Genomic DNA, 18101 nt, shown 5'->3' with positions numbered 1-18101 from the left:
TTTCCAAAACCCTTATAACTTACCCCCGGGTAAGTAACTTACGGTGGGGTAAGTTGCTGTTCGACCTTCAACCTAAAACAAGGAAAGAGGACCTGTACGATAGAGAAAGAGAACTTGAGGCGTTTAACGAGGCCTTGAAGCTCAAAGAGAGGCTGGTTCTCATCCTGGGCATACGACGTCTTGGAAAGAGCTCCCTCCTCAACGTGGCCCTCTCAGAATCAAGCTATCCTTACGCCAAAATAGACGTTCGCTCCCTGTACTTCACTCACGGTTCCATTCCGCAGGAAATCCTCGCGAAAAGAATCCTGAGTTCGCTCATCGGATCCCTTCCCCCAAGTGGAAAGCTCAGGCTCGGCATGACGGAGGCAATTTCATCAATCCGGGGAATTCGTCTCTCGGGAGTTCACGTGGAGTTCGAGAAGAAGCCCGACCTAGCTGAAATCCTTGAAAAGGTAGACTCCTGGGCGGAGAGTGAAGGAAAACGGGTTATCATAGCGTTTGACGAAGCCCAGTATCTCCGGCTCTCCGGCATACAGTACGATGGGCTGATAGCGTATGCCGTTGATAACCTTCCAAACTTAACCTTCGTTCTAACGGGTTCGGAGGTTGGAATGCTCCACGACTTCCTTGGCCTTGATAATCCAAAGAAACCGCTTTTCGGCAGGTACGCCAGGGAAATAACGCTGGAGAGATTCAGCCGGGAACGGAGCATCGAGTTCCTGGAGACGGGTTTCAAAGAGCTTGGAATCAATATAAGCCCTTCGGAGCTCGAACGAGCCGTTGATAAACTTGACGGAATCGTGGGCTGGCTGAGCATGTACGGCTACCTCAGGGGAATCCGAAAGCTCCCGGAAAGGGATGCCTTGAATGAGCTGTTCCACAGAGCACAGGCTCTGGTATTGGATGAACTTTCCTCCCTGCTTTCACACAGCAAGCGATACGGGCTCATACTTAAGGCCGTTGCAATGGGCAACGAAAGGTGGAGCGATATAAAGGAGTATCTGGAGTTCAAAGTGGGCAGGATAAACGACTCAAAGTTCTCCAGTCTCCTGAAGAACCTGGTGAAGTACGGCTACCTGGATAAAAGCGCCGATGGGTACGTCATTCCCGACCCGGTTGTTGAGGAGGTCATTAAGGGCCTCCAACTTACCCCCGGGTAAGTTCCTTACCCCCGGGTAAGCTACAGCTCCCACCACTCAGACCCTATCTCCTTCACCCGCGCGACTGTTCTGAGGGCCTCGTAGGACGGACTCACAGGAACCTCACGGATTTCACCGCTGAGGTACCCCTGATGAAGGCGGGCAAACCCCGGTCGAGGCCGACGGAGTAGCCACCCTCGAAAATCACCGCGAGCGGGTAGCGCGATAGTGTAGAGCCGGCGTAGGCGAAGAAGAGTTCGCTAAGGCGAAGAGTAGTCAGGTTCTCGCCGAGGAAGCCGTCGAAGCCCGCCGAGATAATCACGAGCTTCGGCCTGAACTGGGCAAGAACCGGCAGGACGACTTCGTTCCAGGCGTAGATGAAGTCATCGTCTCCCGCATAGTGGGGCATCGGCAGGTTGATTTTCGTCCCCTCAGCACCTTTGCCACCAACCTCGTGCTCGTAGCCGCTCCAGGGAAAGACCTCACGCTCGTGCAGGTCTATGTGAACGGCTTCCCCATCGTCCCAGAGTATCTCCTGCGTCCCGTTGCCGTGGTGGGCGTCGAAGTCTATGACCAAAACCTTCCCAACCAGATCCTCCGCAACCTTCGCGGCGTATGCGGCGTTGTTGAAGATGCAGAAGCCCAAAGTCGAGGCGTTGAAAGCCCTTCCAGATTTCCCAGCGTGATGGCCCGGCGGCCTGACGAGTGCCAGGTAAAGTCCTTTCTCATTGAGCGCTAGTTCTACCGCCTTTTTAGCAGCGCCAAAGGCCCTCAAAGCCGCTTCCCACGTGCCAGGGGAGACGTAGGTATCGGGGTCGAGGTATGAGAAGCCCTTACTCCGTTCCCTCACGAGCTCAACGTATTCCTTTGAATGAACTTTCAGAAGCTCCTCCCCGGGAACGGGAACCGGTTCGACCGGCTTCCAGAGGTCCAGCCGCTGGAGAGCCTTGACGGCCCTCAGCAGCCTTTCAGGGTTTTCGGGATGGTAGTTCTCCGGTTTGTGCTCCAGAAAAACGGGAGAATAGATAACGGAGAAGGCCAAAGCCTTCACCACTCCTCCTCTTCCTCGATGAGACCGTACTTCTCCAGCTCGCGGAGGAGCTTTCTAACGGCTTCCCAGGCGTCGTGCTCACTCTTCGCTCCGGAGCAGACGATTTTGCCCGAAGAGAAGAGCAGTATCACAGCCCTCGGCTCCTTAACGCGGTAGATAACGCCGGGGAACTGCTCGGGTTCGTACTCACAGTTCGGCAGGCTCAGAGCGACGGCATCGAGGTTGAACTCCATGCCTATGTCGCCGCTGAAGACCATGTTCTGGATATCTATCTGCGGGGCGCGGGCGAACTTGGCGCCTATCTTCTTGAGCATCTGGATGAGCTTGTTGACGGCGCGCTCTATGTCCTCGACGCTCTTTGCGCCGGTGACGACGAGCTTACCTGAGCTGAATATCAGAAGAGCAACCTTGGGCTCCTCGAAGCGGCAGATTATGCCGGGGAACTCCTCGGGGTTGTACTTGGAGTTGGGGCAGATTTCAATAACCTTCTCAAGGTTGAGCTGGGTGAATAAGTCCACAGAAGCGACGATGTTTTCAATCCTGAGCTTTACATTGCTCATGTCGACCAAGGCTTACACCTCCAGATGGTGGGTTTAAAAACCCTTTATAAATGAGGCGGATTGAGTTTTTAAAGGTTTAGGTCACAACGGCCAGGGGAGCGGAGAAAATGCACACAAGTGTTCAGGCAGGGGTTGAAAATTTCTTAAGTGCTGGTAACTAAAAATCAAGAAGGCTTAAAAGGTGTTGGGCAGAGCTGGGGGTGGTGAGACCATGAGAAACACGATGGTTTTAGTAAGGACCGACAACTTCCAGAAGGCCAGCATAGCCCTCGCAGACTTGGTGCGCTACGGGGGAATGCAGATACGCGGCGACCCGAGGATTATTCCCCCCGCCCTCTCGGACTGGGCCTTTGAGAAGATAAGCGGCGAGAAGCCGAGGAGGCGCTTCAGGGCCCACGTGATCGCCCAGATAGACCTCGCGCCGGCGAAGGCAATAGGCAGGCTTATGGACATACACCCACCCGCGCACGTCCTCGTGATTCCCCCCGATACCGAAGTCTGGGAAGAACTGATGCGCCTCTGGGGAACTTTCGAGAAGCTCAAAGGCTTCCACCCGCCGAAGAGAACCAGAGCGGAGGAGCTGAGGAAGAAGCGCGAGAAAGAGATGGAGAACGAAGAACTGGATGAACTCTGACTCACTTCTTCTTCCGCTTCTTGATCTTGATGTTGGCTATGTCACCGAGCGTCGGCTCGTAGTCCCTCGGGATGCTCTTCTTCTCTAGAACCTCCTCCCCGGAGGTCTCGATGAGTTTTATTTTGAAGTACTTCTCCAGCTTTTTCGCTTCCTTTATCGTCGGCTCGCGGTGGCCGTGGGCGATGGCACGGAGGTCGTTCATTGAGAGCCCGACCTCGTGGGAGAGCTCCTCGTAGCTCTTCCCCGAGCGCTGTATTGCCCTGTAAACCCTCTCGGCGTAATCCTCAACTATCTCCTCGGTGTAGAGCGGCCTCTCCGTCCTCGGCCTCGGAGCGGGCCTCGGTCTGGCCGGCCGTGAATAGGTTCTCCTCGTCGGCTGCCTGCCGGTCGGCATGATGCTGAAGGTTCCGGGCTTCTTTCCACCGTATTTCTCATAACAGCGGTCGCAGACGAGAACTTCCGCCCCCTCGATCCTTATCCTGTGACCGGGACCTCTTATCGGCGCCCCGCATATCTCACAGTACCTTGGCTTGGCCTTCCCCATCTCAATCACCTTCTTGCTCCACTTAAGGCTGGGAGTCATGCTTTTTAAACCCCACGATGAGCTTATATCGATGGCGGAAGTGAAGATAGAGCGGCTCCCCAAGCTTGACCAAGAGACGCTGGAAAGGCTCATAGAGATATACATGAGGGGCTACGAGGGTATGCGCGAGTACGGCGGCGAGGGAGAGGGCTACGCGAAGCGCTACCTCCGGTGGTGCTGGAACAAGGCAAAGGACGGCTTTTTCATCGCCAAGATCGGCGACGAGATAGCGGGCTTCATAGTCTGCGACGCGGACTGGTACAGCAAGTACGAGGGGAGAACCGTCGGGGCAGTCCACGAGTTCGTGCTCGACAAGAAGTTCCAGGGACACGGCATAGGCCACATGCTGATGGAGAAGTGCCTGGAGTACCTCGGGGAACGCACCGACCGGGTGGAGCTGTGGGTCGGGGAGAAAAACGAGGGTGCCATCAGATTCTACGAGGACTACGGCTTTAAGAAAGTCGGCCAGAGCGGGATATGGGTGCGCATGGTGAAAGACCTGAAGAGAAAAGAGGGGAACGCTTCCGAATGAAGTGTGGAGGGGTGTGGATGCCCTGCATAAGCCCCCCGAGTCCAGAGAAGGTGATGAAGTTGAAAGAGGAGAGTTTCATACGTGAGGGTAAAGGCAGGCTGAAGGTCGTCATAGAGAGCGAGGGCGAGACCCTGGAAACGACCGTTAAAGGCTCCCTGAAGAGCGTTAAGGAGATAGCCGAGATGCTGGGCGTCGAGGCGAAGGAGGGGAGGCTGGAAGCCACCGTTGATGGCGTCAGGGTCAGAATGGAGCGCGGAAAGCTGGAGATGGAGTTCGAGAACGGGGACAGGATGAGGATAGAAAAGGCATAAAAGAAGCAGAAAAAGCCTCACTTCAGCGGAGGCCTGAACTTGTAGCCGTAGAGGATTATTCCGTCCTCCTCGAACTCCATTATCTTCCTGGTGACGACCTCGACCTCCATGCCGAAGTCTATCTCCTCAGGATCAACGTCGGTCAGCTGGGCGAGGACGACAGGCCCCTCCTCGAGCTCCACGAGCGCCAGCGGGAAGGGCTTGTAGTACTCGAAGCCGCTGGGCGGGTTCCTGACGATGGTCCAGCTGAGAACCTTGCCCCTGCCGCTCAGCTCGATTTCCTCGATCTCCCTCGAGCCGCAGACCGGGCAGACGGACCTCTTCGGGAAGTGCACATGGCCGTTCTCGCACTTCCCGCCGATGAGCCTGTACTTCTCACGGAAGTGCCTCCAGTATCGGGAAACCTGCATCGGGCGCGCCATTTCAGACCCTCCTAAAGACGTTAACGGTTATGTTCGAACCAGTTCCACCTATGTTCTGAGTCAGGCCGATTTCCGCGTCAGGCACCTGGCTCGGCGCCTCACCGCGGAGCTGAAGGACGGCCTCAACGGTCTGGTAAACTCCCGTGGCTCCGACCGGGTGACCACGAGCCTTGAGACCTCCCATGGTCTGTATCGGGTAGTCGGCGTCGATGGCTATCTGTCCCTCTTTGGCCAGCTTCGCTCCCTCACCCTTCTTCGCAACGCCGAGGGCCTCGAGGCTGAGTGCCGCCATGACGGTGAAGGCGTCGTGAACCTCGAAGAAGTCGATGTTCTTGGCCTCAACGCCGGCCATCTTGTAGGCCCTCTCGGCGGCGACCTTGGCGGCTTTGAGCGTGAGGAAGTCCTCCCTGTTGGCGAGGTTGATCGTGTCTATGGCGCGCCCCATTCCGGCAACCTCGACCCACTTCTCCTTCGGAACGCCGAGCTCCTTCGCCTTCTCAGGAGTAGTGATTATAACCGCCGCGGAACCGTCGCAGACCGGCGATGCATCGAAGAGCTTGAGCGGGTCCGCCACATACGGGCTCTTCATGACGGTCTCAACGGTGATCGACCTCTTGAACATCGCGTAGGGGTTCTTAGCACCGTTGGCGTGGGCGTTGACCGCGAAGAGGGCGAGGTCCTCCTCTGTGTAGCCGTACTCCTTCATGTAGAGCCTCATGATGAGCGCGTTGAGGGCGACGAAGCTCGCCCCGTGGAAGAGCTCCCAGTCGGCATCTGCCGCGTAGGCCAAATAGCGAGTCGCGTCGCTCGGCCATGCGTCGGTCATCTTCTCGACTCCAACGACGGCAACCACATCCTCAAGGCCGCTGAGGACGGCCTTAACACCCTCCTGGACCGCGGCACCGCCGCTGGCGCAGGCGGCCTCTACCTTGACCGCAGGTATGTGGCCAAGGCCCGCCCAGTCCGCTATGAGGGCCCCGAGGTTCTCCTGCTCGACGAAGGAGCCGGAGGCCATGTTTCCAACGTAGAGGGAATCCACCTTGTCGATTCCAGCGTCGTCCATCGAGTTGAGAAGGGCCTCAACCGCTATATCTCTGAGTGAGAGCTTCCAGTGCTCGCCAACCGGAACCATTCCGGCACCAATTATGACCGCCTTCCTCATCTCAACCACCTCACAGGATGTACTTCCTCCTCGCCTTCGCGTAGAGGGCGTAGTCTATGTACTTCTTCCTGTTCACGTAATCCATGGTCTTCGGGGCGAGGTCGCGCTTCTCCTCAATGGCGTCCTGGACGACAAGGCTGAAGGCGTCGCTTCCGGCACCGCTTCCGAAGCTCACCCAGAGGATCCTGTCGCCAGGCTTGGCTATGTCGAGAACGGCCGAAACGCCGACAAGGGTCGCACCGCTGTAAGTGTTGCCGATTATTCCGCTGAGCAGTCCAGGGAGGACTTTCTCCTTCGGGATTCCGAGTATCTTGGCGGCGGTGAGCGGGAACTTGACGTTTGGCTGGTGGAAGACCGCGTAGTCGAAGTCGTTCGGGGAGTAGTCAAGCTCCTCCATGAGGGTCTTGGCGGCGTTTATTATCTGGTGGAAGTACGCCGGCTCGCCGGTGAACCTGTTGCCGTGCCTCGGGTAGTGCTCGTGCTGCCTCCTCCAGAAGTCGGGGGTGTCTGTAACGTAGGAGTAGCTTGCCTCAAAGTAAGCGAGGGTGTCGGAGCTCTTCGGGCCGATGATGTAGGCGGCACCTCCGGCGGAAGCCGTGAACTCCAGGTGGTCGCCGGGCCTTCCCTGTGATGTGTCCGCACCGATGGCCATCGCGTAGTCGGCCATTCCGGAGCCGACGAAGCCTATGGCGGCCTGGAGTGCCTCGGTTCCAGCCTTACAGGCAAACTCGAAGTCAGCTGCATCCAGGTCGGGGGTGGCCCCGATCGCCTCTGCTATAACGGTCCCGCTCGGCTTGACCGCGTAGGGCTTGCTCTCGGTGCCGAGCCAGATTGCACGGATGAGTTTGGGATCGATTTTAGCCCTCTTAAGGGCATTTCTCGCTGCCTCAATGCCTATTGTGATGGTATCCTCGTCGAGACCGGGAACGGACTTCTCCTGGATAGGGAAGCTCGAAATCCCCCACACCCTTCCGATTTCCTCTGCCTTGATTCTATACATCGGGACGTAGGCACCGTAGCCGACGATGCCGACTTCGCGCCTTGGCTTCAGGAGCTTTTTCATGGGGCATCACCTACAAAAGTTGAACGTAACTTCGCCTAAGGTTCATGAGCGAGTTATAAAAGTCTTTCGGTGAAAGTGAAAGGTTTTTTCGACGATTAGCGATGGAAAAGACTATTAGCACCGTATGAGCATAATTAAGTGAGTGTGATTAAAGGCACACTTGTTTAATGTCGTCTCGAGGTGCAAAAATGAAAAAAATTCTTGTATTGATTGAGATTGCCCTCATTCTAGGGGCGCTGATGATAACGTCAGGGAGTGTCAACGCTGAAACCACAGAATATTGGGCCAAGACATACGAAGGATATGCCAAAGATTATGCGCGTGCTGTTTCAATCGCCGACAATGGGGATATTATTGTAGTGGGTTATACCGAAAGCTTCGGCGCTGGCAGTTACGACGTTTGGGTCCTCAGGCTTGATTCCAAGGGTAATGTGAAATGGCAGAAGACGTACGGAGGAAAAGGTTGGGATAGGGCCCATGCAGTTGCCATTGCCGAGAACGGGGATATAATTGTAGTGGGTGATACAAGCTTCGGCGCTGGAAAGAGCGATCTGTGGGTTCTCCGTTTAGACAAGGAAGGTCATGTGAAATGGCAAAAAACTTATGGTGGCCGGAACTCAGATTGGGGTAGAGCGGTTGCAATAGCTTCGAACGGGGACATAATTGCGGCTGGAGGCACTAGAAGCTTCGGGGCTGGGATGAGCGATATTTGGGTCCTCAGACTTGATTCTGGTGGTAATGTGAACTGGCAAAAAACTTACGGAGGAAGTGGTGAAGAGTGGGCTACTGAGGTTGCTCTGGATCCAAATAAGGATATTATTGTGGTGGGTAATGCCGGTGGGGATGTTTCCGTTCTCAGCCTTGATTCTACGGGTAATATAAAATGGCAGAAAACCTACTCAGGTAGACTTTCAGATGTGGCTAATGCAGTTGCCATTGCTGAGAACAGGGACATAATTGTGGCAGGGCATACCCGCAGCTTTGGTGATTCTAGTGGTGCCACATGGGTTCTTAGGCTTGATTCCAACGGCAACGCAAGATGGCAGAAAACCTACAGTGGAAATTATCAAGACATTGCTTATGCGGTCGTCCTTGCACCGAATGAGGATATTATTGTGGTTGGAAGTGATTTACTAAGATTGAACCCAGACGGAAAGCTCAAGTGGGCTAAGCGGGTAGGAGGAGAGGATATTAAGATTCTCCCTGATGGGACTACAGTTTTAGTTGGCGGAAATTTTCTCGTCGCAAGGTTTAACGTGGATGAAGCGCCAGAATATTCTGGCTGGGGATGGAAAAATGCAACCCTAGAAGTGCATGACAGTAACGCTGAAGTGGAGTGGATTAATCCTCAAGGGGGAATACCAAATGTTAATATCAACACCTCGAACGCTGAGGTTCATAACACGGAGGCAACTGTGGAGACACAATGGCCGCAAACTACTCTGAAAGTCTCTTCAGAACCTTCTGGGGCGAAGGTTTATATTAACGGCAAGTACAGAGGAACAACTCCCCTAACGCTTGAACTCTCTTCCGGCAATTACACAGTGGAGCTTTCTAGGACTAACTACGAGGACTATACGGTGAATGTGACCCTTGAAACTGGAGAGACGAAGACCATCTCGGCAACGTTAACGCCAAAGTTTGGTTATTTGGACGCTTACTCCAACCCTCCAGGTGCTGAGGTTTACGTTGATGAAGACTACCTTGGGACGACTCCGATAACTGATCATAAGCTTCCCTTGGGAGAGCATACGATTAAAGTCAAGATGGAAGATTACAAGGAGTACACGAAAACAATAAATATCGAACTTGGAAAAACGACTAAAGTTGAGGCCACATTATCTGCAATCCCTGCAACGTTCAAAGTATCCTCCAATCCTTCCGGGGCTGATGTTTACATTAACGGAAAATACAGGGGAACGACGCCTTTAACGCTCGAACTCTCTCCAGGAACTCATTCACTGACGATATCCAAGAATGGTTACAAAGAGTACGTAATGAACGTAACTCTCGAAGCAGGGGAAACTGTAGGAATCACTGTTCAATTCGAGAACAAGACCACGACAACCGACTCCAACAATGACAACGGCATCTGCGGGCCTGCGCTGATAATTGCTCTTGCACTAATCCCCATTCTCAAAAGGCGTGGGTAATAAGAATTTTATTTCTTTCCACTCCTTTAAAGATCTCAAAAAAAGTTCAATTAGAAAGGGAGAGGGGTAGGTACACACCACCTCACGGCTTCCTCACAACGAACAGCGCGTGGTCCTTCTCGTAGGGTTCAAGCGAAAGCCTCTCAACGACCTCGAAGTACTCAGAAAGCTCCTTCTCGACCTCCTTGAAGACCTGCTCGGGCTCCTTCGTGACGTCGATGCTCCTGCTCTTGACGCTTATCATGGCGTAGCCGCCGCTCTTCAGGAAGACCCTGGCGTTGTCTATGAGTATCTTCGCCTGGGTCGGCTGGGCAACGTCCTCAAAGATAACGTCAACCTTCGGCACGAGCGCGCGGTAGCCTTCTGGCTTGGTGGCGTCGCCGAGTATCGGGACGAGGTTCCTGCGCTCCTCCACGAGGGGCACCAGCTCCCTCAGGACGCGCGGGGAGAACTCAACGCCAAAAACCTTGCCCTCCCAGCCCACGACGTCGCTGACATGGCTGGCGGTGGTTCCGCTCGCGACTCCGAGGTAGAGGACCTTTGAGCCCGGCTTTATCGGGAAGTTCTTGAGACCGTTCAGTATGGCCGCACCGAGCTTCGACCTGCTCGGGTTCCATATCCTGTACTCCTCACCCTCGGACTTTATCAGCCTCTCGCCGTAGACCTTCTGGCCCGGAACGAGGTTCTTGGTGGCTATCTTCTCGCTGCCGTCCTCATCAACGAAGACGTAAACGCCGGGGAACTTGTGCTTCTTAATCCTCATCTACCTCACCTCTTGCCGCCCTTCTTCTTTTTCTTTCCGCCTTTCTCGCCCTTCTTACCCTTTCCGGCTTTCTCCTTCTTCTTACCGCCAAAGCCCTTGCCCTTCTTCTCCTTGCCCTTGAACTTCTTCTTTTTCTTCTTCTTTTCGGGCTTGGCCTTCCTCTTGGGCGGGTTCGGATACTTCTGCTTTATTTCCTGGATGCGCTGCTCTATCTCCTGCTTCAGCTCCTCAGCTATGTACTCGCCGGAGAAGTAGTCAACCCTGGCAGCTATGGCGAGCTTTCCTGCCAAAGCCCTCGCGATCTTACCCCTCTGCCACCACGGCGAGCGGTTTATGGCCGGGTACTGGAAGATGACGCCGTGCTTCGGCGGCTTGGCACCGCTCCTCAGGTGCCTGAAGAGCGCCTTCTCGGCACCGAGAACCTGTATGGTCGATGCTGGCATTATGGCGAGCTCCTTGAGGCCTCCAGCGAGGCTCATAAGGCGAGCGGCTAGCTTGGCGCCGACTAAAGCCTTCAGGTTCGGTGCGACCTCGTCCATGGCCGTCTCCAGGTAGTCCTCTATCTCCTTCCTGAGCTTGTAGAGGTCGTTTATCTCGCTGGCCAGCTTCATTATGATGTCGCTGTCGAACTTACCGAGCGGAGCACCCATGGATGTCTCCGCAGCCTTCAGTATCTTCTCCACCTTGGAATCCGGGAAGCCAAGGCTCCTGAGCCTCTCCTCGCTGACGTTGTCCCTCGAGCCAACGGTCTTGACGAAAGCCACGTACTGCTCGTGCCTTGGCAGAATCTCATCGAGCTCGGGGAAGTGCAGACCGTACCACTCCCTCAGCCTGGAGACGAGGAGGTTGGTGACCTTGTCTATGTCGTCGAGGGCCTCGATGGCCTGGATTATCATCTTGTCGCGCGCGCCGCTCTGCTCCTGTATGCGGAGCCTGGTCAGGGCAACGCCAACCCCAAAGTACTCGTCGAACCAGTTCTCGCCGAGGAACTCCTCCGGGCTTGAGCGGAGCTTCTCTCCGGCGATGTTCGGGAACTCGGCGGTTGCGTTGTAGCCGAGCTCCTTCAGCGCCCTTCCCAGTTCGGAGTCTTCCACCACGAACTCGTCGTAGCCCCTCTCCATGAGCTCGTCAAGGAAAGAAACCAGCTCATCGCTTGGCTCGCCCTTCAGAAGCCTGTCAAGGCTCGCTTCCGGCCTTCCGGAGAAGACCCTCTGATCAATGAGATTACCGCTCTCGTCAAAGGCGTAGATGCCCCTGACGTTCTCCGCTACGTAAGCTTTCATTATCATCACCCTTTCAGTTTTTGTTTCCGAAGTATAAAAGGCATACCCCTTTTAAGCCCTATCGGTGGAACGAAGTGGAAGAAAAGGAGAAGAGCCTCAGTCCTCCCAGGGCTCGGTGTACTTGAGGGCCCAGCCGAACTCCTCCTTGAGGATGTCTATGGCAGCGCTCGGCGGGATTATTCCGCGCTCGGTGATGATGACGTCCACGTACTCAGGCGGCGTGACGTCGAAGGCCGGGTTCCAGACCTCGATGTTCTCCGGCCAGGTCTTGAGCTCCTCCTCCGGAATGACTTCGTGCGGGTCGCGCATCTCTATCTCGACCAGCTGGCCGAGCATCGTCTCGGGGTGGAACTTGTAGGTTTCCGCAGCTATCATCGTCCAGACGCGGTGCTCCTTGGCGGTGAGGGCTATGAGAGCTGTGCCGATCTTGTTTATCACCGCGCCGTTGACGGTGATGCTGTCCGCTCCCATGACCACCTTGTCGGTCATCTTCATGTAGTGCCTCGCGGCGCTGTCCACGACGTAGATGACAGGGATGCCGTAGCTTGCGAGCTCCTTAGCGGTGAGCTTGCCCTGCCACTTGGGCCTCGTCTCGGTGACGATGACCTTTATGTCCTTGCCCTGCTCCCATGCGGTCTTCATGACGCTTATCGCTGCTTTGCTGTGGCAGTGGGTCATTATGACGTCGCCGTCCTCTATGCGCTTCGCTCCCATCTCGCCTATCCTCTCAAGAGCTTTCTCGGAGTTGTGGATGAACTCCTTCGCGGCGTTTATGACTATGAATTTGAGCTGTTCAAGGTCCGCCCCGCCGGCGTACGCCACTTTACCGCGGTGCATGACGTAACGGAGCGCGTTCGGCAGGGAAACCGCCGTCGGCCTCGTCTCGTAGAGAAGCTTGGCGGCCTTCTTCATCTCGTCCCAGAATGCATCAACGTCCGTCGCTGCACTCTTCTCGGCCTGAATCTGAAGGGCGTAGGCCGCGTATCGCCCTATCTTGCCCGCACCCCTTATCCGCATATCCTTAATCTCCTGAGCAATCTCAAGCACTTCGTTAACCACAGGCATTTCCATCCCTCCTTGCTGGTAACCCCATATTATGTTGGGAGGGTTTATAGAGCTTTTTATGTTCATCGATGAAGATTTTAGTTCTTTGATGTAAATAAAAATACTGGGATGGGGCCCTTTACTTTTGTAAATGGAGCTAACGACTATTGCAGAAAGGTTTATAACCAATCGCCGCCACTGATAAGTGTATAGAATTGGTGACGTGCTCAAAAGTGTGCATTTAATGGGGGGAACGGAAGTGGAGGAAAAACTCATGCGCAAGCTGGGTTCGGGTTCACTGGACTTTGAAACGTACTTCTCAGACAAGGCCAAATCGATGAAGGCATCCGAGATCAGGGAGCTTCTCAAGCTCGTCGAGAGCTCGGACGTTATCTCACTCGCCGGCGGCCTCCCCGCCCCGGAGACATTCCCGGTTGAGAAGATCAAGGAGATAGCCCAGGACGTTCTCACCCACCACGCCGACAAGGCGCTCCAGTACGGTACCACCAAGGGCTTCACCCCGCTCCGCCTCACTCTCGCGGACTGGATGGAGAAGCGCTACGGCATCCCCACCAGCAAGGTTGAGATAATGATGGTCGCAGGCAGCCAGCAGGCCCTCGACCTCATCGGAAGGACGTTCATCAACCCCGGGGACATGGTCGTCGTCGAGGGACCGACCTACCTCGCGGCACTCAACGCGTTCAAGTACTACGAACCTGAGTTCATCAGCATCCCGATGGACGACAACGGAATGATGGTCGATCTCCTCGAGGAGAAGCTCAGGAAGCTCAACGCCGAGGGCAAGAAGATCAAATTCGTTTACACAGTCTCAACTTTCCAGAACCCGATGGGCGTTACCATGAGCATCGACAGGAGGAAGAGGCTCATCGAGCTCGCGAGGGAATACGACTTCCTCATCGTTGAGGACAGCCCCTACGCAGAGCTTCGCTACTCCGGAGAGCCCATCCCGCCGATCAAGCACTTCGACGACGAGGGCCGCGTCCTGTACCTCGGAACGTTCTCAAAGATACTCGCGCCCGGCTTCAGGCTCGGATGGGTGGCCGCCCACCCGCACTTCATAAGGAAGATGGAGATAGCCAAACAGGCCGTTGACCTCTGCGCCAACACGCTCGCCCAGCTCATCGCCTGGAAGTACGTCGAAGAGGGCTACCTCGACGAGCACATACCAAAGATAATCGAGTTCTATAAGCCGCGCAGGGACGCGATGCTCGAGGCCCTCGAGGAGTACATGCCCGAGGGCGTCAGGTGGACCAGGCCCGAGGGAGGAATGTTCATCTGGGTCACCCTCCCGGAGGGCATCGACACCAAGCTCATGATGGAGAAAGCCGTCTCCAAGGGCGTCGCCTACGTCCCCGGTGAGGCGTTCTTCGCCCACCGCGACGTCAAGAACACGATGCGCCTGAACTTCACCTACGTGCCCGAGGAGAAGATACGCGAGGGCGTCAAGAGGCTCGCCGAGGTCATAGAGGAAGAGATGAAGGCCCTCAAGGGCTGACCACTCTTCTTTTCCTTTCGCAAAGCTTTTTATCCCCTTCTTAGAACTGCAGTTAAGGTGATAGTCATGAAACCGCTGATCGGTATAATCGGTCAGATTGACCACTCGAGGAACAGGCTGTTTCTGGACAGAACCCACATCGAGAAGATCGCGGCGGTCGGCGGAATCCCCGCGGTTTTCAACACCGCCACCTCACCCGACGAGGTTCTGGAGCACGTCGATGGGATACTCCTCATAGAGGGGCCCGACGTTCACCCCCACTTCTACGGGGAGGACCCCTCCGGTGCCATCAAGTACGTCGATGTTGACCGTGACGAGTTCGAGATAAGCCTCGTGAGAAAGGCCGTTGAGAGGGGCGTTCCGATACTCGGCATCTGCAGGGGCATGCAGGTCATAAACGTGGCCCTGGGCGGAACCCTCTACCAGGACCTCAACGAGATACCCAAGGCGATAAAGCACGACTGGGAGCTCAACCTCATAGGGCCAAGCCAGCGCGTCCACGGGGTCAGGATAAAGATGAGCTCAAAGCTCTACGGGATACTCAAGGACGAGCTGGACATAGAGGGCACCAACGAGGTCTACCTCCGGGTGAACAGCTTCCACCACCAGGCCGTCAAGAGGGTGGGCGAAGGAATCCGGCCGGTTGCGTACGCGGTCGATGGACTGATCGAGGCAATAGAGGGCACCGAGGATGCCGAGGGCTTCATCATGGGGGTCCAGTGGCAGCCCGAATACCTGCCCGAGATGGAGAGACTGTACGAGGCCTTCGTAAGGGCTGCGGCCGAGTACCGGGCGAGGCGGCTCGAGCTTGAGAGGGTCGAGATAGAGGCGGAGCTCAGGGAAAAGCTCTGGAAGGCGGAAACCGAGGAAGAAGCCCCCGCCATCACGGGGGGACAAGATGAGAGCCATCACAGCTCGGAAACGACCGATAACCCTCCCGACACGACCCAAACGTGATTCTCCTTTCCAGAATCTTCCTCTCCGCTTCCCGTAGGATTTCAAACCTCAGCTCGCGGGGCAGATAGTAATAGCCCCCTATTTTCTCCCCATTCTCGTAGAGGGGCCAGAGCCTCTCCATCAGCTCCGGGAACTTGGCAAACATCCTCCTCTTTGAATCGGGCCTGAGCTTGAGGGTCGAGACGGTTATGTGACTCACGAAGCTCAGGGCATCGAGAGTCTCCTCGAAGTCCTCCCAGGTGTAGAACGGTATTATGGGGTCGATGCGGGCGTAAACTGGAATACCTGCATCTTTTGCCCTCTCAAGCGCCCGGATTCTCGCCCTCGGGGAAGGGGCGTTCGGCTCCAGCAGCTTCGCCTTCCGTTCATCCACCGTGGTCACCGTTATCCCGACGGCACACTTAAGCTCGCTCAGAACGTCCAGGTCGCGCTCGAAGACCTCCGACTTCGTGAGGATCAGGCAGCGGACGCCGTAGCGCCTGAAGAGCTTGAGAACGCTCCGGGTTATGCCCAGCTCACGTTCAATCGTTGGATACGGGTCGGAGGAGTAGGAGAGCGCTATTATGTGGCGCCGGTCAAAACGCCTCAGCTCGCGCTCCAGCTTCGGCAGGAGCCCCTCCTTCGTCCGTACGCGGAAGGCGTTGGGAATGTAGCCCGTTATGTAGCAGTAAACGCACGCGTGGTCGCAGCCGGTGTAGACGTTCAGCGTGTACTTGAACGGGCAGGTGCAGAGCTTAGCCTTCCAGGGGTCAAAGGGACGTATGTACATCACCTCCGATTTCAGAAACCCCTTTAAAGGCCTTGCCCGAGGTGGAACCGGTGATGCTCATGACCGAACCTGTGCGGGGAAAGGTTGAGTGGTTCAAGGACTATCAGTTCATCGGCAGGGTGGAGAGCGACAAATGCTCCGTCATACTTGGGGAGGGCGGGATAAGCCCCATGAAGCTCCTTCTTCTGAGCGTTGCCGGCTGCACCGCCTACGACGTCGTTATGATTCTCCAGAAAATGCGCGAGCCGATCGAGGGGCTGGAGGTCGAGATCAGCGGTGAGAGGAGAGAGGAGCACCCGAAGATATACCGGAAAATCCACCTCCACTACAGGATATACGGCGACGTGAAGGAGGAGAAGGCCAGGCGCGCGATAGAGCTGAGCCAGGACAAATACTGCTCGGCCAGCGCACACGTTAAACTGAGCGGTGCCGAGGTTACGTACTCCTTCGAGATAATCAAGGGTTAGGTTTTTAACCCCCTCTTCTTCCCGCCTTCGGGTGGTGACGTGATAGAGCTGGTCAAGTACTTCGTGATACTCTACGGCGGACTGTTCGCGATAACGAACCCGGTCGGAGCGGTTCCGGTGTTCCTAGGGGTCACCCACGACCTCTCCTGGAGCCAGAGACGGGAGATAGCCCAAAAAACCGCCATCACAGTTATCACGACCCTCGTCGTCTTCGCCCTCATAGGGGAGTGGATATTCAAGTTCTTCGGCTCGAGCGTCGATGCCTTCGCGATAGCGGGCGGCATACTGCTTTTCAAAATGGCGATGGACATGCTCTCGGGCCGGCTCTCGACGGTCAAGATAAGTAAAGAGGAGACGGAGGAGTTCAGCGAGGAAGTGGTTACGCTGGAGGAGGTCGCCATAATCCCGCTCGCCATACCCCTCATCTCGGGGCCCGGTGCGATAACTACGGTCATGCTCTACATGGCCAAAAGCACTTCCGTTCCGGAGAAGGCGACGGTGGTGGCGAGCATTCTCGCGATAGGCCTGACCGTCTGGCTGATACTCTGCTCTTCCAACAGGATACAGGAGAGGCTCGGCAGGGTGGGAATAAAGGTCATGACGAGAATGATGGGTCTCATACTCACCTCGATGGCCGTCCAGATGATAATAAACGGCATCAAGGGGGCGTTCGGGCTTTAGAGTTTCATGATTTTATCGCCCGGGACTTAAATTTTTATACTTGATTTTGGCCAGGCTTTCACTTTTGGCGATAGGAAGAGTTAAATAGGAGAATAGCCCACCGTGTAATAGGGTGGCTCCAAGATGGATAAGAACGTGAAGGTTGCCGTCATGGTTCTTTCCGTTGTTGTGGTTCTCACGCTGGGTTACTACATATCCGGGAACCAGCTACCAAGCCAGGACTCCAGCGACGGGGTGGACTACTCCACCGTAACCTGCACACTCGAGACGGAGCCCCAGTTCACCCACGCAAACGCCTGGACCGGCTGGAGCGTCAGGGAGCTCGTGGACAACCGCATGGTGGAGTTCACCGATTTTCTGGAGTTCGTTCCAAAGGTATCGCTGAGTGAAGGAACGAGCAGTGGTTTCCTGCACGCGGAGGACTGGCCGGCTGAGATGGGGATAGCACCAAAGTGCACCCTGGCCGGCAGTGCCGTCTTCTTCGAGAACAACGACACCGCGAGGGGAATGTACTACCCGGTGGTTGCCGGAAACAGGGGCGCGATAAAAAGGCAGGACATCGAACTGCCCGCGGGGGACGTTTACTTCGCCCACTACGTGATACCAGTGAAGAACGCCACCTGGGAGGTAACGGAGAACCTCGCGAACTCGAACGGGACGGACTTTCTGATGAGCGGCGGCATCTCGGAGAGAAGGAGAACAGGGCTCACTGGGACCTGCACCTGCCCCGTTGAAGCGGTAATTGCCCAGCTCGACGAGGCAATAAAGGCAAAAGGGTTTGAGGAAGTCACCCTGGAGGAAAACCCCGCCGAGAACGAGTATTTCAGGCCGTTGAGTGCAAAACTCTACCACAGGGGCGGTGATTACCTCTACGTCGAATTCTCTGAGGTCAAGGGCATGGATTTGGTTAGAGTCCTCATGATAATGGGCGATGAGAAAGTCGTGAAGGCCTACGCGGAAGCCTTCAGCGCGGAAAGCACCGGGGGTTAGGACTCCTCCACTCCACCTGAA

19 protein-coding genes and 1 pseudogene are annotated in these 18101 nt (G+C 55.8%); 10 read left to right on the top strand and 10 right to left on the bottom strand.

Features of this window, described 5'->3' with window-relative positions; all coding sequences use genetic code 11:
• Window positions 1–53 precede the first annotated feature (53 nt).
• Window positions 54–1160, top strand: a complete 1107-nt coding sequence (locus GQS_RS09075; protein WP_014013386.1) for an ATP-binding protein — start codon at window positions 54–56, stop codon at window positions 1158–1160.
• 20 nt (window positions 1161–1180) lie between these two features.
• Here the strand turns inward: GQS_RS09075 and GQS_RS09070 are convergent.
• Both GQS_RS09070 and GQS_RS09065 read right to left on the bottom strand, forming a co-directional pair.
• Window positions 1181–2181 (bottom strand): annotated as a pseudogene (locus GQS_RS09070) (histone deacetylase family protein).
• A gap of 5 nt (window positions 2182–2186) precedes the next feature.
• Entirely contained in the window at window positions 2187–2759 is a 573-nt protein-coding gene (locus tag GQS_RS09065; RefSeq protein WP_014013384.1) for a TATA-box-binding protein, read from the bottom strand.
• Between the two features lie 202 nt (window positions 2760–2961).
• Here GQS_RS09065 and GQS_RS09060 point away from each other — a divergent pair, with 202 nt between their 5' ends.
• Window positions 2962–3384, top strand: coding sequence for a DUF356 domain-containing protein (locus GQS_RS09060; protein WP_014013383.1), 423 nt, complete (start codon window positions 2962–2964; stop codon window positions 3382–3384).
• Between the two features lies 1 nt (window position 3385).
• Here GQS_RS09060 and GQS_RS09055 read toward each other — a convergent pair whose 3' ends face one another.
• Window positions 3386–3928 (bottom strand): multiprotein bridging factor aMBF1, encoded by a 543-nt coding sequence (locus GQS_RS09055; RefSeq protein WP_048056569.1) that lies wholly within the window; start codon window positions 3926–3928, stop codon window positions 3386–3388.
• Between the two features lie 70 nt (window positions 3929–3998).
• Between GQS_RS09055 and GQS_RS09050 the strand changes: the two genes are divergently transcribed.
• Together GQS_RS09050 and GQS_RS09045 are read left to right on the top strand one after the other, a co-directional pair.
• A complete protein-coding gene (locus GQS_RS09050; RefSeq protein ID WP_048056664.1) occupies window positions 3999–4499 on the top strand; it encodes a GNAT family N-acetyltransferase in 501 nt (166 codons plus the stop codon).
• 17 nt (window positions 4500–4516) lie between these two features.
• Complete coding sequence (locus GQS_RS09045) at window positions 4517–4810, top strand: hypothetical protein (RefSeq protein ID WP_048056568.1); 294 nt, start codon at window positions 4517–4519, stop codon at window positions 4808–4810.
• A 17-nt stretch (window positions 4811–4827) separates the two neighbouring features.
• On the opposite strand, the gene GQS_RS09040 is transcribed toward GQS_RS09045, so the two are convergent.
• From GQS_RS09040 to GQS_RS09030, 3 genes are read right to left on the bottom strand one after another with little or no spacing between them, the layout of a single operon-like run.
• Window positions 4828–5232: a Zn-ribbon domain-containing OB-fold protein gene (locus GQS_RS09040; protein WP_014013379.1), complete on the bottom strand. Its 405-nt coding sequence runs from the start codon at window positions 5230–5232 to the stop codon at window positions 4828–4830.
• Between the two features lies 1 nt (window position 5233).
• Window positions 5234–6394: a thiolase domain-containing protein gene (locus GQS_RS09035; RefSeq protein ID WP_014013378.1), complete on the bottom strand. Its 1161-nt coding sequence runs from the start codon at window positions 6392–6394 to the stop codon at window positions 5234–5236.
• A gap of 10 nt (window positions 6395–6404) precedes the next feature.
• Window positions 6405–7457 carry a hydroxymethylglutaryl-CoA synthase gene (locus GQS_RS09030; RefSeq protein ID WP_014013377.1) on the bottom strand — a complete coding sequence of 351 codons (1053 nt, stop codon included), beginning with the start codon at window positions 7455–7457 and terminating at the stop codon, window positions 6405–6407.
• Window positions 7458–7645: 188 nt separating this feature from the next.
• Here GQS_RS09030 and GQS_RS09025 point away from each other — a divergent pair, with 188 nt between their 5' ends.
• A complete protein-coding gene (locus GQS_RS09025; protein WP_014013376.1) occupies window positions 7646–9610 on the top strand; it encodes a PEGA domain-containing protein in 1965 nt (654 codons plus the stop codon).
• Window positions 9611–9692: 82 nt separating this feature from the next.
• On the opposite strand, the gene GQS_RS09020 is transcribed toward GQS_RS09025, so the two are convergent.
• From GQS_RS09020 to GQS_RS09010, 3 genes are all read right to left on the bottom strand, one after another.
• Window positions 9693–10373: a fibrillarin-like rRNA/tRNA 2'-O-methyltransferase gene (locus GQS_RS09020; protein ID WP_014013375.1), complete on the bottom strand. Its 681-nt coding sequence runs from the start codon at window positions 10371–10373 to the stop codon at window positions 9693–9695.
• Between the two features lie 5 nt (window positions 10374–10378).
• On the bottom strand, window positions 10379–11656 hold the full coding sequence (locus GQS_RS09015) for a hypothetical protein (protein ID WP_014013374.1): 1278 nt from the start codon (window positions 11654–11656) through the stop codon (window positions 10379–10381).
• 96 nt (window positions 11657–11752) lie between these two features.
• Complete coding sequence (locus tag GQS_RS09010) at window positions 11753–12721, bottom strand: ribose 1,5-bisphosphate isomerase (RefSeq protein WP_014013373.1); 969 nt, start codon at window positions 12719–12721, stop codon at window positions 11753–11755.
• Between the two features lie 238 nt (window positions 12722–12959).
• Between GQS_RS09010 and GQS_RS09005 the strand changes: the two genes are divergently transcribed.
• Complete coding sequence (locus GQS_RS09005; protein ID WP_048056662.1) at window positions 12960–14216, top strand: PLP-dependent aminotransferase family protein; 1257 nt, start codon at window positions 12960–12962, stop codon at window positions 14214–14216.
• A gap of 66 nt (window positions 14217–14282) precedes the next feature.
• The gene (locus GQS_RS09000; protein ID WP_014013371.1) at window positions 14283–15173 is read left to right on the top strand and encodes a gamma-glutamyl-gamma-aminobutyrate hydrolase family protein; all 891 of its coding nucleotides are present in this window, start codon (window positions 14283–14285) and stop codon (window positions 15171–15173) included.
• On the opposite strand, the gene GQS_RS08995 is transcribed toward GQS_RS09000, so the two are convergent.
• Window positions 15100–15942 carry a radical SAM protein gene (locus tag GQS_RS08995; protein ID WP_014013370.1) on the bottom strand — a complete coding sequence of 281 codons (843 nt, stop codon included), beginning with the start codon at window positions 15940–15942 and terminating at the stop codon, window positions 15100–15102. The genes GQS_RS09000 and GQS_RS08995 overlap by 74 nt on opposite strands.
• A 59-nt stretch (window positions 15943–16001) precedes the next feature.
• Here GQS_RS08995 and GQS_RS08990 point away from each other — a divergent pair, with 59 nt between their 5' ends.
• From GQS_RS08990 to GQS_RS08980, 3 genes are all read left to right on the top strand, one after another.
• Window positions 16002–16409, top strand: a complete 408-nt coding sequence (locus tag GQS_RS08990; protein ID WP_014013369.1) for an OsmC family protein — start codon at window positions 16002–16004, stop codon at window positions 16407–16409.
• Between the two features lie 39 nt (window positions 16410–16448).
• Window positions 16449–17090 carry a neutral amino acid NAAT transporter SnatA gene (snatA, locus tag GQS_RS08985; RefSeq protein WP_014013368.1) on the top strand — a complete coding sequence of 214 codons (642 nt, stop codon included), beginning with the start codon at window positions 16449–16451 and terminating at the stop codon, window positions 17088–17090.
• A 123-nt stretch (window positions 17091–17213) separates the two neighbouring features.
• Window positions 17214–18080 (top strand): hypothetical protein, encoded by an 867-nt coding sequence (locus GQS_RS08980; RefSeq protein WP_014013367.1) that lies wholly within the window; start codon window positions 17214–17216, stop codon window positions 18078–18080.
• Window positions 18081–18101: the final 21 nt, after the last annotated feature.

The organism is Thermococcus sp. 4557 (assembly GCF_000221185.1).
In the GTDB taxonomy this organism is placed as follows: domain Archaea; phylum Methanobacteriota_B; class Thermococci; order Thermococcales; family Thermococcaceae; genus Thermococcus.
The sequence above is the reverse complement of the archived record's forward strand: the minus strand, read 5'-3'. Positions and strand labels throughout refer to the sequence as shown.